This window comes from Micromonospora sp. NPDC049580, assembly GCF_040675595.1.
In the GTDB taxonomy this organism is placed as follows: Bacteria; Actinomycetota; Actinomycetes; order Mycobacteriales; family Micromonosporaceae; genus Micromonospora.
This window is the reverse complement of sequence record NZ_JBFAPG010000150.1, coordinates 1-12,261: the sequence shown is the minus strand read 5'-3', so window position 1 is coordinate 12,261 and position 12,261 is coordinate 1. Positions and strand designations below refer to the sequence as shown.

The window sequence follows — 12,261 nt, the reverse complement described above, 5'->3', positions numbered from 1 at the left end:
ATCTGCCGGGCTGCGACCGCGGCTCCTCGCGGTAGGTCTCCTCGCGGTACGGCTCCTCGCCGTACCGCTCCGGCCGGGCGTTCTCGCGCGCGCGACGGTCCGGGTACGCCTCGGTGCGGGCTGCCGCCTCGCGGGGTTGCTGCCGGTGCGGCTCGGCCCCCGGTCGGGTGGCGGCCTGCCCTGGCCGCCGCCCGGTCCGGTGCACCCGGACCGCAGACGGGAGCCGGGCTACCGGCCCGAGCCGCACCGCGGCGCTGAGCCGGAGGTCCCGCCGCGGCCGGCGACGCGACCCGCACGGCCACCGGCGGAGCCGCCCCGGTACGACGAACGGCCCGCGCGTCCCGCCGCGACGGCGCCGCCCACCTCCGGCCGGGCCACCCAGGTCCCGCCCACACCCGTCTCCCCGGCCGCGCCAGGCACCGGCCGGGCGACCCCGGTTCGTCCGGCCTCGCCGGAGCGACCGGTGTCGCCGGCACCCGTCTCGCCCGCCGCGCCCGGCCCGGACCGGCCGGTGTCCGCGGCACCCGTCTCCCCCGCCTCGGCGGACCACGCGTGGCAACCATCCACGTCGTCCGGTCGTCCGGAGCGCGACCGGCCGGTGTCCGCCGCACCGGTCTCCCCGGCGGACGTCCCCGTCTCCGGTCCACCGGCCGCCCGGCTGCGGCTGGAGTTCCTGCCCGCCCCGGTGGATCCTCCGTCCTCGGACGAGCGGCCGGAGTCGCCGCAGCGGCCCGAGCACCGCACACCCACCGAACCGGCTTCGACTGCCGACCCTCGCGCCACCGCGCCACCGCGCTATCCCGGCCCGGACAACCGCTCGCACCCGGCGCCGCCCGCCCGTCCCGCCCCGCAGGACCAGCCCCCACAACCCACACCTGGGCAGCGGCCCTCGCCGCCTGCGGATGACCGCCCGCCGGTCGCTCCCCCACCGTCCTGGCAGCGGCCGGAGCAGCCCCCCACCCCCGTGACGCCGACGTCCTCGGCGCCCGCGCCGGATGCCGAGCCGGCGCTTCCGATCGCCCCGGGCGTACCGCGTCGCTACGTGCCCCCGGCGCCCTCGGAAGCGCCAGTGCCGACCGCTGCGGAGCCAGCGGAGGCGTCGGCCCGGGGGCCGGCAGCCTGGTTCAGCCCGGGCGCCCAGCCGGTCGTGCCCGACCAGGACGAGACACCAGCGGACCAGCGGCCGACCGAGGAACCCGAGACCACCACCGTCGCCGAGACGACCGAGGACTGGAAGCCCGGCGACGGGTCGGCCGGCTCGCCACACGCCGAGGACGCGCACGTCCCGTCGGCGGCGTCCGCTCAACCGCTGGTCAGCGACCCCGCAGCCGACCGGCGGCCCGACTCGGCCGTCGAGACCGCTGCGACACCGATCTCCGGACCGCTCGCCGACCCGGTCTCCCCACCACCGAGCCGGCCGGTGTCCGCACCACCAGCCGATCCGATCGCCGTACGCCCCGCCCCACCCGCCTCGGCGCGGCCTGTCTCGGCACCGCCTGTCTCCGCGCCGCCGGACTCGGCCTGGCCCGTCTCGGCCCCGCCAGCCCTCGCGCCGCCGGACACGACACGGCCCGTCTCGGCACCGCCGGGCACCACACCGCCCGACTCGGCCTGGCCCGTCTCGGCACCGCCGGGCACCACACCGCCCGACTCGGCCTGGCCCGTCTCGGCACCGCCGGCCTCGGCCACCCCGATGGAGGTGGCCGACGCTGAGCGTCGCCCTCGGGTCGACGACCTCGCCACCCACGTGGAGCCCTCCACCGAACCGACCCCGACCGACGGACGGGAGCCGATCTCCGGACCGCCGGCACACCCGGTCTCCGGTGCTCCACGCGCCTGGTCGGACGACCTGGTCGACGATGCCGACGACGCAGCGGCGGCCGCCGAGCCGGTGTCGGGCGACATCCACCGTCCGCTCGGCGGTGAGCCGTACACAGAGGCGTCGGGGCACCACAGCGACCTCGCCCCCGACGACATCCGCCAGGTCACTGGCCCGACGAGCGCGCCGACCGCCGACGCATCCACCGACGCGTCGCGGGACCGCCTCGCCGACGCCGGACCGTGGGACCGGCCGGCATCGGCGCCGCCCGCGTCGAGCAACGCGTACCCATCGACCGCCAGCCCGGACCCGGATGCCGACCCGGCCGGGTCCGGTCCGGCGACCGAGGCGACGCGCACGCCGCCGCCCGAGCCGGCAGCGGAACGGCCCACTGCGGCGGCGCCCGTGTCCGCACCGCCCGCACCGGAGCCCGTGCCCCCGGCGGCACTCGCACCGCCGGTCTCCGCACCGCCGGCCGCGCAGGCACCCGTCTCCGCACCGCCGGCCGCGCAGGCACCCGTGTCCGCGCCACAGGCGACGCCCGTCTCCGCGCCACCCGCCGCGCCCGTCTCCGCCGTACCGCTCGCTGGCATTCCCGGGCCGCGCAGCGGGTCGTCCGACCAGGACGCGCCGGTGTCGGCGCCGCCCGCCACGGCGCCGGAGCCGCCCCGTCGTTCGCTGGCCGATCAGGGCGACCCGGAGCAGGTCCTGGCCGCGTACCGCTGGCGGCTGGACCCGGTGACCCTGCGCGAGGAGCTGACGGAGCCGGACGCCATGCGGGCCATCCGGCGGCGCTTGACCGAGAAGCTGGGCTCGGCCGTCGACAACAAGGCCCGTGCGCGGCTGCTGAGTCTGCGCGCGGTCGCCTCACGGATCCTCGGCGACCTCGACGACGCGTTGGCCGACGGCCGGCTCGCCCTCACCTACGCCGAAGCCACCGGCGAGCTGCGCCGGACCGCGCTGGCCCAGGCCCGGCTGGCCCACGTGCTGCGCTGGCGGGGCGACTACGCCGAGGCCGACCAGCTCTTCGCCGAGGCCAACTCGATCGAACTGCCCGACCGGCTGCGCGCCGCCCTGCACGAGCACGCCGGGCGGTGCTGCTATGACCAGGGCCGGCTGATGGAGGCCTGCCACCACTTCGAGCGGGCGCTCGACCTGCGCGGGGCCGGCGACGCCGAGCTGCTGGACCGGATCCGGGTGGCCCTCGACGCGGTCACCGCGCGGGCTTCGGCCGACGGCTTCGGGCCGTACCCCCGTAGCCGGGAAGAGGTGCTCGACCGTGACCGGCCCCCGCAGCCGGACCGGGACGGACCGCTGTGGGGCTACACCGACCACGCCGGCGACGTTGTCATTCCCGCCCGGTACGCCGAGGCGCAGCCCTTCCACGACGGGCTGGCCTGGGTCCGGCGGCCGGACACCGACCGGTGGTCCCTGATCAACCTGCTGGGTACGACGGTGATCCCGCCCTCGTACCGGGCGGTGCGCCCGTTCAGCGACGGCCTGGCCTGGGTGTTCACCGACGGCGGGTGGACGGCGATCGACCCGACCGGCGCGGTGCAGGTTCCGCCCAACTTCGCCGACGTACGGCCGTTCCGCCGAGGGCTGGCCGCGGTGAAGCGCGAGGGGTGGGGCGCGGTCGACCGGACCGGCCGGATCGTGGTGCCGACCCGATACCACGGCTTCGTCACCGAGCTGACCGACGCGGGTCCGGTCGACGGCTTCACCGACGAGGGTCTCGTGGTCGTCGACGTGGCCGGTCGGCGCGGTGTGGTGGACCGGACCGGCGCGGTGCTGGTCCAGCCGTCGTACCCGATGGTGGTCATCCACCCGGTGGCGTTCCTGGTGGTCAGCGGCAGCGGTCGGTGGGGCGCGCTGGACCGGCGGGGTGGGCCGCTGATCGACCTGGTGCACCCCGATCGCGCGGCGGTGCTGGAGGAGATCGACCGGCTGTTGACCGACGCGAACCCGGTGCTCTGAGTCGTCGCTCGGCGATCGTGATCCACCGGAGTTATGGTCGGGGCATGGAATTCCGACACCTGGGCCGTTCTGGCCTGATGGTCAGCGAGATCTCGTACGGCAACTGGATCACCCACGGTTCACAGGTCGAGGAGGACGCGGCGAACGCCTGCGTCCGGGCCGCCCTCGACGCGGGGATCACCACCTTCGACACCGCCGACGTGTACGCCGGCACCCGGGCCGAGGACGTGCTCGGCCGGGCGCTGCAGAACGAGCGTCGCGAGGGCCTGGAGATCTTCACCAAGGTCTACTGGCCGACCGGGCCGGGTCGCAACGACCGCGGCCTGTCCCGCAAGCACATCATGGAGTCGATCAACGGCTCCCTGCGGCGGCTGCGCACCGACTACGTGGACCTCTACCAGGCCCACCGGTACGACCACAGCACGCCGCTGGAGGAGACGATGGAGGCGTTCGCCGACGTCGTGCACTCCGGCAAGGCGCACTACATCGGCGTCTCCGAGTGGACCGCCGAGCAGCTGCGGGCCGCCCACCCGCTCGCCCGGGAGCTGCACGTCCCGCTGGTCTCCAACCAACCCCAGTACTCGATGCTGTGGCGGGTCATCGAGACCGAGGTCGTGCCGGCCAGCGAGGAGCTGGGCATCGGCCAGATCGTCTGGTCGCCGATGGCCCAGGGCGTGCTCTCCGGCAAGTACCTGCCGGGGCAGCCGCCGCCGGCCGGTTCCCGTGCCACCGACGAGAAGTCGGGCGCGAACTTCATCTCCCGGTTCATGAACGACGACGTCCTGACCCGGGTGCAGCAGCTCAAGCCGCTCGCCGAGCAGGCCGGGCTGAGCATGGCCCAGCTGGCCGTGGCGTGGGTCCTGCAGAACCCGAACGTCTCGTCGGCGATCATCGGCGCGTCCCGCCCCGAGCAGGTGCACGACAACGTGAAGGCGGCCGGGGTGAAGCTCGACGCCGAGCTGCTCAAGGCCATCGACGAGATCGTCGAGCCGGTCACCGAGCGGGACCCGGCCAAGACCGAGTCTCCCGCCGAGCGGCCCTGACGCGGGTCCGGTCCGGTCGGCGCACCCGCGCCGGCCGGACCGGACAACTCAGCTCGACTCAGCTCCGCCAGAACCGGATCAGGTCCAGGCCGGCGGCGTACAGCCACGACGGCAGGCCGAGCAGGTCACCCACGGCGAAGACCGCGTCGAAGAACCAGCCGCCGATTCGCGGGTTCCACAGCAGCGCGAAGAGCAGAAGAAAGCCGTACGGGGCGAACAGGTCGTACATCCTGCGCCACTGCGGATTGAGCCACGGCTGGATCATGTTGCCGCCGTCCAGGCCGGGCACCGGCAGCAGGTTGAGCACGCTCGCGGTGAGCTGGAGGAACGCCAGCAGCGCCACCCCGGCCCAGAACTCCACCGGGCCACCCGAGGACGTGCCGAGTCGCACCGCCAGCACGAGCAGCAACGTGAACAGCACGTTGGTCGCCGGGCCGGCGAGGCTGACCAGGGTGTGCCGCAGTCGCCCCCCGATGGCGTGCCGGTCCACCCACACCGCGCCGCCGGGCAGGCCGATGCCGCCGAGCAGCACCACCACCACCGGCAGCACGATCGACAGCAGGGGGTGGGTGTACTTGAACGGGTTGAGCGTCAGGTAACCGCGGTGGGCGATGTCCCGGTCGCCCGCGCGGTAGGCCACCACGGCGTGGGCGTACTCGTGCAGGCAGAGCGACACCAGCCAGCCGGACACCACGAACACGAACACGTCGAAGCGGACGCTGCCGTAGCCGTTCCAGGCCAGCACCCCGCTGACCGCGAAGAGCGCGACCAGGCCGAGGAAGACCGGGCTGGGCCGGAACGCCGCCTTGGGCACGCCGAGCACCAGCCCGTCGGCGCCCGGCCGGTCGTAGGCCATCACTCGGCCGTGGGCAGCAGGCTCATCCGGTACTCCACCCGGTCGTCCTCGACGAGCGCGACCGAGGTGACGCCGGACGCCGCGAGCTCACGCCAGGTCTGACCGATCCAGGATTCGGCGTCGGCCTGGCTGCCGAACGACTCCGCCGGGCCCTCCACCGTCTGACCGTCCGTGCCCTCGTACCGCCAGCTCCACGCCATGCCGCGTCTCCCCTCGCCGCTGAAGTCCCCGTGGGACGAACCCCCGCCAGCGTAGTCGGCCCGGCGCGCAACGGCCGCTCGCTCGCCCCCCGCGGCAACCCACGGGTTGATCAACCCCCGTCGGTGCGGGCCGGTACGGTGGCTCGGTGCTGACACGGGGAGTGCTGCTCGGCGACCGGTACCGGCTGGGCGAGCGGGTGGCGACGGGCGGGATGGGCGCGGTCTGGCGGGGCACCGACGTGCTGTTGGAGCGCGAGGTGGCGGTGAAGGTACTGCTGCCGTCGCTGGTCGCCGATCCGGAGTTCACCGCCCGCTTCCGCGCCGAGGCGCGGATGCTCGCGGCGTTGCGGCACCCCGGCGTGGTCGCGGTGCACGACGTCGGGCAGGCCGCGCTCGCCGACGGCAGCCGGGTCGACTACCTGGTGATGGAGTACGTCGAGGGCGAGCCGTTGTCGGTCCGGGTACGCACGGCGGGTCGACTGGACGCGGCCACCACCATGTCGGTGCTGGCGCAGGCCGCCGACGCCCTGCACACCGCCCACCTCGCCGGCATCGTGCACCGGGACGTGAAGCCCGGCAACCTGCTGGTCAAGGCGGACGGTCGGGTGGTGCTCGTCGACTTCGGCATCGCCCGGTCCCGGAGCATGGCCGGGCTGACCGCCGCGAACATGGTGCTCGGCACCGCCGCGTACATGTCTCCCGAGCAGGCCACCGGTCAGCCGGTCGCCGCCGCCACGGACCTCTACGCCCTCGGGGCGGTGGCGTACTTCTGCCTGGCCGGGCAGCCACCGTTCGACGGCGACAACCCGCTCGCGGTGGCGTTGCGGCACGCCCAGGACGAGCCGGCCCCGCTGCCGCCGGACACGCCGCTCGCGGTGGCGGCGGTGGTCGCGCGGGCGATGGCCAAGCGGCCCGCGGACCGGTACGCCAGCGCCGCTGAGCTGGCCGCTGCCGCCGCTGATGCCCGCGACGCGACCCTGGCCAGCATCCCGCCCTCCGCCCGCCCTCCGTGGGCGGTGGCCGCACCCGCCCCGCCCGTGGTGGGCGCCACCACCCCACCGGCCCCCGCGCCGCCGGCCCCGCCCGTTTCGAGTCCCACGCCGCCCGTGCCGACCCCCGCGCCGACGCCGCCGGTCCCGACCACGGATCCGGCCCTGCCACCGGCCTTCCGGGCCGGGATGGTCCAGATCCGGCCAACCGAGACCGGGCCGACCCGCGAGGATCCGTTGCCGACGTCGTCAAGCCGGCGACGCCTGCCGCTGCTGGTCGGGGTGGGCGCGATCATTCTGATCGCGCTCGTCGGCGGTGCCGTGGCGGCGCTGCGGCCGGACGCCGGGCCGGGCAGGACGACCGGTCCGGCGGCGCTGACGGGTGAGTCGACGTCGGGCACCGGCGTCGCGCTGCCGACCGCGGACACCACCACCCCGGGACCCCGGGCCAGTGGCACGCCGAGCGCCGACCGGACCGCGACCGCCACACCGACCGGCGGCGACCGATCGGGTACGCCCGCCAGCGGCAGCCCGGTCACCCGCAGCGCGGCACCGGGGACCACGCCGACCGGGGCGGCCAGCGGCAGACCGACGTCCAGTGGCAGCCCGGCGGGCCGGCCCAACCCGTACACGGCGGCGCAGGCGTGCGGCAGCGGCTATCAGGTGATCGACTCGGCGACGCTGACCGACGGTGGCGGTCGCCGGCAGGGTCGCGTCTACCTGCTTTACCACTCGGGCAACGGCAACAACTGCGTGGTCACCCTCAAGGACACCGCGGTCGGGGCCAGGACGGCGGCGTCGGCGTACCTGGAGGTGCAGGGACGGGCCCGCAGCACCGACAGCGGCTCGTTCGACTACTACGCGGGCCCGGTGCGGGCCTCCGCCGCTGGCGCGTGCGTGAAGTGGGGCGGCGCCACCGGCGGGGTCAGCTACGGCAGCGGGTTCGAACACTGCGGCTGACCACCCACGACGCTGCGCCACGCTCCTCGCCCCCGGACACCGGGGCGGGCTAGATCTTGGACACTTTCCGTTCCGAGCTGACGGAAACTGTCCAAGATTGCCGGCGCTCGCGGGGGCGCTGCGGACGGCGCAGGAGGGAAGCGGACGCTTGCCTGCAATGGACGCGGAACGGACTTTCGATCGTCGGCAGGGCTGGGGCGACGTGCCCAGACCCGGGGCATGAGAACTAAGGTACGGACATGTCCGTTGACGGGTGGAACACGGTCCTGGTGCTCGGCGGTATCCGGTCCGGCAAGTCCGAGTTCGCCGAGTCCCTGGTCGCCGACGCGCCGGTGGTTCGCTACATCGCCACCGCGCCGGAGGGCGACCCGGAGGACACCGAGTGGGCGACCCGGCTGGCGACGCACCGCGCCCGGCGGCCGGGCAGCTGGACCACCGAGGAGACCGCCGGAGAGCCGCGTCGGCTGGCGGACGTGCTCGAATCCGCCGAGCCCAACGAGACGCTTCTCGTGGACGACCTGGGCGGCTGGGTGACCGTGCTGCTCGACCCGGAGTACCAGCCCGCCGACGACGTGGCGACGATCGCCGAGCTGGCCGAGGCGATCCGCACCTGCGCGGCGCGGGTGGTGCTGGTGAGCCCCGAGGTGGGGCTGTCGCTGGTGCCGACCACCCCGCTGGGCCGGGCGTTCACCGACGCGCTCGGCGCGGCCAACCGCGCGGTCGCCGATGCCTGCGACGCAGTGGTGCTGGTGGTCGCGGGCCAACCGGCCTGGCTGAAGCCGGCACCCACCACCGCCGTTGCTGCTGCCGCCGCCGCGACCGTGAGCGCGTCGGCGAGCCCCGTGTCGCCGGCCGCGAGCCAGACCGGCGCATTCCAGGCCGGCACGAGCCTGCTCGACGCCGAGCCCACCCCCGAGGTCCAGCTGCCCGACGTGCTGACCCACACCCCGCCGGTCGCCCCGAACCAGGAGCCCGGCAACCCCTGGGCCGCGCCGACCATGGCGCTGCCGATGGTGGCCACCGGGCTGGTCATCCAGCCGGGCATGGAGCTGCCGATGCCCGACGACTACGCCGGTCCGCAGGCGGTGGACCGGCTGGCCACGTTGGACGTACCCGGTGCCGGGCTGGGCGTGCTGGACCGGGTGGTCGGCTTCGCCGCCGCCACCCAGGGCACGTCGACGCCGGCCGCCTGGGGTTCGGTGCGGGTGCTGCTGCTCAACGGCGACCACGCCGGTGGCGCGTCGGCCGGCGCCGTCGCGGGCGAGTCGGCGCGTCGGGCCGCACAGGCCCGCGCCGGGCGGGGCGCGCTGGCCCGGCTGGCCGCCGAGAGCGGCGCGAGCCTGCAGGTGGTGGACACCCCCGCCTCCGCGCCGATGGAGACCCAGCCGGCGCTCACCGGCGAGCAGGTCGAGTCGGCGCTGCGCTACGGCTGGCGGCTGGCCGAGCAGGCCGCCGACGCGGGCGTACAACTGCTGGTCCTGGGGGCGTGCGGCGCCGGCACCGAGGCGGCCGCGGCGGCGGTGCTGGCGGCCACGGCCGGCGCGGAACCACCGGCGGTGCTGGGCCGGGTGATCACCGATTCCGGTGAGATCGACGACGCGGCCTGGATGGTCCGCTGCGCGGCGGTGCGCGACGCGCTGCACCGCACCCGCCGCTCGCCGCGCGGCGCGAAGGACGTGCTGTCCGAGCTGGGTGGCGGCGATGTGGCGGTGGCCACCGGCGTGCTGCTGGGCGCCACCGCCCGCCGGGTGCCGGTGCTGCTGGACGGGCCGGTCGGGCTGGCCGCCGGGATGGTCAGCCGTGACCTGGCCGGGCAGGCGCGGCACTGGTGCCTGCTGGCCGACCACGGCCAGCACCCCGCGGTGCGGCTGGCCGCCGACGTGCTCGGCCTCACACCCCTGCTCGACCTGCGGCTGGACCTCGGCGAGGGCGCCAACGCCCTGGTCGCGCTGCCGCTGCTGCGCTCGGTGCTGGCACTGGCCGCCGCGCTGCCGGTGCACCCGTCGCTAACGGGCGACGCCGACGCGGACCGGGCCGACGAGCCGCAGGCCGACCCGGAGCCCGACGACGCCGAGCCCGACGACGCCGAGCCGGCGTACACCGGGCCCGACTACACCGACCCGGAGTTCGCCGAGCCGGAGCCGGCCGGGCCGGGGCCCACCCGCACGGGGGCGGACGAGCAGCCGGCGTCGGGCTGGCGTGCCGGCTGAGTCGCGGCTCGTCGCGGGAGCCCGGCTGGCGGTCACCACCTTCAGCACGTTGCCGGTACGCGCCGGCCGGATCGACCGCCCGGTGGCGGGTACCGCGATGGCGCTCGCCCCGGCCGTCGGCGCGCTGCTCGGCGTACTGCTGGGCGGCGTCCTGCTGCTGACCGGCCTGCTCGCTCCCCCGCTGGTGGCCGCCGGCGTGACGGTGGGCGCCGCCGCCCTGCTCACCCGAGGGCTGCACCTGGACGGGCTGGCCGACACCGTGGACGCGCTCGGGTCGTACCGGCGGGGGACTGCCGCCCTGGAGATCATGAAGAAGCCGGACGTCGGACCGTTCGGTGTGGTCGCGCTGGTGGTCGTACTCCTGGTGCAGGCCGCGGCGCTCGCCGACCTGGCCGGCCGGTCCTGGCCGGCGTGTGTCGCGGCGGTGGTGGCGGCCACCGCGGCCGGGCGGCTGGGTGTGACGGTGGCGTGCCGACGGGGCGTGCCCGCGGCCCGGCCGGACGGGCTGGGGGCCCTGGTGGCGGGAACCGTCGGCCCGGTGGCGCTGGCCGTCGGCGCGGTCGCCGTCGTGCTGCTGGCGGTGCCCGCGGTGCCGGGCCACCCGTGGCAGGGGCCGCTCGCCGTCGTCGCCGCGCTCGCCGTCGCGGTCGCGCTGCTGGCCCACGTGGTACGCCGGCTCGGCGGGATCACCGGCGACGTGCTCGGCGCGACCGTCGAGGTGGTCACCACGCTGGTCTACCTCGGTGTGGTGCTGTCCGCCTGAAGCCGGCGCGGCCGGCCGGGTAGCGTTCGGCTCGACAGCACCGGCACGGCCACCGGGGGAACCCACATGCTCATCACGGACGACTTCCTGCCCGTACCGGTGCCGGAGTCGCTCAGCGCGACCTACCTGGTGCCGATGGCGGGGCTGCCGAAGGTCAGCGCGAAGACGGCGGTGGCGGCGCTGACCGGCCGACTGGCCGAGCCGGTGCACGGGCTCGCCCGCCAGATGCTGGACAGCCCGCTGATGAGCGTGGACACCCGGCCGATCGCCGAGTTCCCCGCGCTCCCGCCGGATCTGCTCACCGCGTTCGGCGCCACCGAGGCGCAGCTGGCCCGGCTGGCCGCGGCGACACACCTGGTCGTGGTGCAGGCGGAGTACCGGCCGGGCTGGCCGCCCGCGCACGAGTGGGCGGCCCGGGCGGTGGCGGCGGCGGTGGCGGAGTCCGTCGACGGCGACGTGGTGGACGTCTTCGGCCTCCAGTTCCTCGACCCGGCGACCGCGCTGCGCTCACTCCCCGACGAGCAGGGCCGGATCCGGCTGATCGACTGGGTGCTGGTGCCGTACTCCTCGGACACCGAGGGGCTGTGGTTCACCACGAAGGGGCTGCGGCGCTTCGGTCTGCTGGAGTTGCAGACCCAGGGGGTGCCCGACCATCTGACCCGCGCCTGGGGTGCGGTGATGACCGGGGCGGCCCGGCGGCTACTGCGGGACTGGACCGACGGGCTCACCGGCGAGGAGGTGCCCGCGTTCGTGCAGCTGCCGGTGCTGGCCACGGTGACCGGGCACGACATCGCGGTGGCGTACGGCAACCCGGAGCAGCACGGCGCGACGGCCCCGGTGCTGCTGCGCCTGGAGCTGGACCCGGCGACCGACCCGGAGGCCGACTCGTTCCTGAGCCTGCGTCCGCCGGCCGGGCATCCCGGCCCGGACGGGCGCTACTACGCAGCCGCCTGCGCGACGTTGTTCTCCGGCATCCAGCCGGACGTGCGCTACGCGCGTTCCGGTGACGCGATGAGCCGCGCGGTCGCCACCGCCCGGGCCGCCCTGGGCGACGCGCGGGCCCGCTTCGTCGCCGGCCAGCTACCGGCGGAGTCGCAGCTGGTCGTCAAGTACGGCCTGCCGGGCGACGACGGCCCGGAGTACGTCTGGGCGGGCGTCACCTCGTGGGAGACCCCGGAGCGGATCGTCGGCGTCAGCGCCAGCGACGCCAACACCGACGAGAGCGTACGCATCGGCACCCCCGTGGTGGTGGAGGCGACCGACGTCGTCGACTGGGCCGTCCTGAACGCGACCGGAGTCATCGAAGGCGGCTGGACCCAGGCAGTCCTGGACTCCGGCGAACCCCCCACCACCCCAACCCCCTAACCCCACCCCCTCCGGCTCCCCACCCCGTCCGCGTTGATCATGAAGTTATTGCCACGACACGCCGATGCCGGTGGCAATA

At 75.6% G+C, this 12,261-nt stretch carries 9 protein-coding genes; 6 read left to right on the top strand and 3 right to left on the bottom strand.

Annotated elements, in window-relative coordinates:
• Positions 1-205: hypothetical protein (locus AB0J68_RS14955; protein WP_363938913.1), on the bottom strand; the 205-nt coding region annotated here is incomplete at its 3' end.
• 258 nt (positions 206-463) lie between these two features.
• Here AB0J68_RS14955 and AB0J68_RS14950 point away from each other — a divergent pair.
• Entirely contained in the window at positions 464-3,796 is a 3,333-nt protein-coding gene (locus AB0J68_RS14950) for a WG repeat-containing protein (protein ID WP_363938911.1), read from the top strand.
• 44 nt (positions 3,797-3,840) lie between these two features.
• Positions 3,841-4,839 (top strand): aldo/keto reductase family protein, encoded by a 999-nt coding sequence (locus tag AB0J68_RS14945; protein ID WP_354859759.1) that lies wholly within the window; start codon positions 3,841-3,843, stop codon positions 4,837-4,839.
• 58 nt (positions 4,840-4,897) lie between these two features.
• Here the strand turns inward: AB0J68_RS14945 and AB0J68_RS14940 are convergent, their stop codons facing one another.
• Both AB0J68_RS14940 and AB0J68_RS14935 read right to left on the bottom strand, forming a co-directional pair.
• Complete coding sequence (locus tag AB0J68_RS14940; protein ID WP_354859758.1) at positions 4,898-5,695, bottom strand: site-2 protease family protein; 798 nt, start codon at positions 5,693-5,695, stop codon at positions 4,898-4,900.
• The gene (locus AB0J68_RS14935) at positions 5,695-5,895 is read right to left on the bottom strand and encodes a hypothetical protein (RefSeq protein ID WP_030337978.1); all 201 of its coding nucleotides are present in this window, start codon (positions 5,893-5,895) and stop codon (positions 5,695-5,697) included. The genes AB0J68_RS14940 and AB0J68_RS14935 overlap by 1 nt, the downstream gene beginning before the upstream one ends.
• Before the next feature lie 146 nt (positions 5,896-6,041).
• On the opposite strand from AB0J68_RS14935, the gene AB0J68_RS14930 reads away from it, so the two are divergent.
• From AB0J68_RS14930 to AB0J68_RS14915, 4 genes are all read left to right on the top strand, one after another.
• Positions 6,042-7,844 carry a protein kinase gene (locus tag AB0J68_RS14930; RefSeq protein WP_363938909.1) on the top strand — a complete coding sequence of 601 codons (1,803 nt, stop codon included), beginning with the start codon at positions 6,042-6,044 and terminating at the stop codon, positions 7,842-7,844.
• Between the two features lie 239 nt (positions 7,845-8,083).
• The gene (locus AB0J68_RS14925) at positions 8,084-10,054 is read left to right on the top strand and encodes a bifunctional adenosylcobinamide kinase/adenosylcobinamide-phosphate guanylyltransferase (protein ID WP_363938907.1); all 1,971 of its coding nucleotides are present in this window, start codon (positions 8,084-8,086) and stop codon (positions 10,052-10,054) included.
• Positions 10,044-10,817 (top strand): adenosylcobinamide-GDP ribazoletransferase, encoded by a 774-nt coding sequence (locus AB0J68_RS14920; protein WP_363938906.1) that lies wholly within the window; start codon positions 10,044-10,046, stop codon positions 10,815-10,817. Before AB0J68_RS14925 ends, AB0J68_RS14920 begins: the two co-directional genes overlap by 11 nt.
• Before the next feature lie 66 nt (positions 10,818-10,883).
• Positions 10,884-12,182, top strand: coding sequence for a DUF2314 domain-containing protein (locus AB0J68_RS14915; protein ID WP_363938905.1), 1,299 nt, complete (start codon positions 10,884-10,886; stop codon positions 12,180-12,182).
• Positions 12,183-12,261 lie beyond the last annotated feature (79 nt).

Bases quoted from the DNA above. Each gene is read 5' to 3' on its own strand.
- AB0J68_RS14940 (WP_354859758.1), bottom strand. From the start codon at position 5,695: ATGGCCTACGACCGGCCGGGCGCCGACGGGCTGGTGCTCGGCGTGCCC.
- AB0J68_RS14945 (WP_354859759.1), top strand. From the start codon at position 3,841: ATGGAATTCCGACACCTGGGCCGTTCTGGCCTGATGGTCAGCGAGATC.
- AB0J68_RS14915 (WP_363938905.1), top strand. From the start codon at position 10,884: ATGCTCATCACGGACGACTTCCTGCCCGTACCGGTGCCGGAGTCGCTC.
- AB0J68_RS14935 (WP_030337978.1), bottom strand. From the start codon at position 5,895: ATGGCGTGGAGCTGGCGGTACGAGGGCACGGACGGTCAGACGGTGGAG.
- AB0J68_RS14925 (WP_363938907.1), top strand. From the start codon at position 8,084: ATGTCCGTTGACGGGTGGAACACGGTCCTGGTGCTCGGCGGTATCCGG.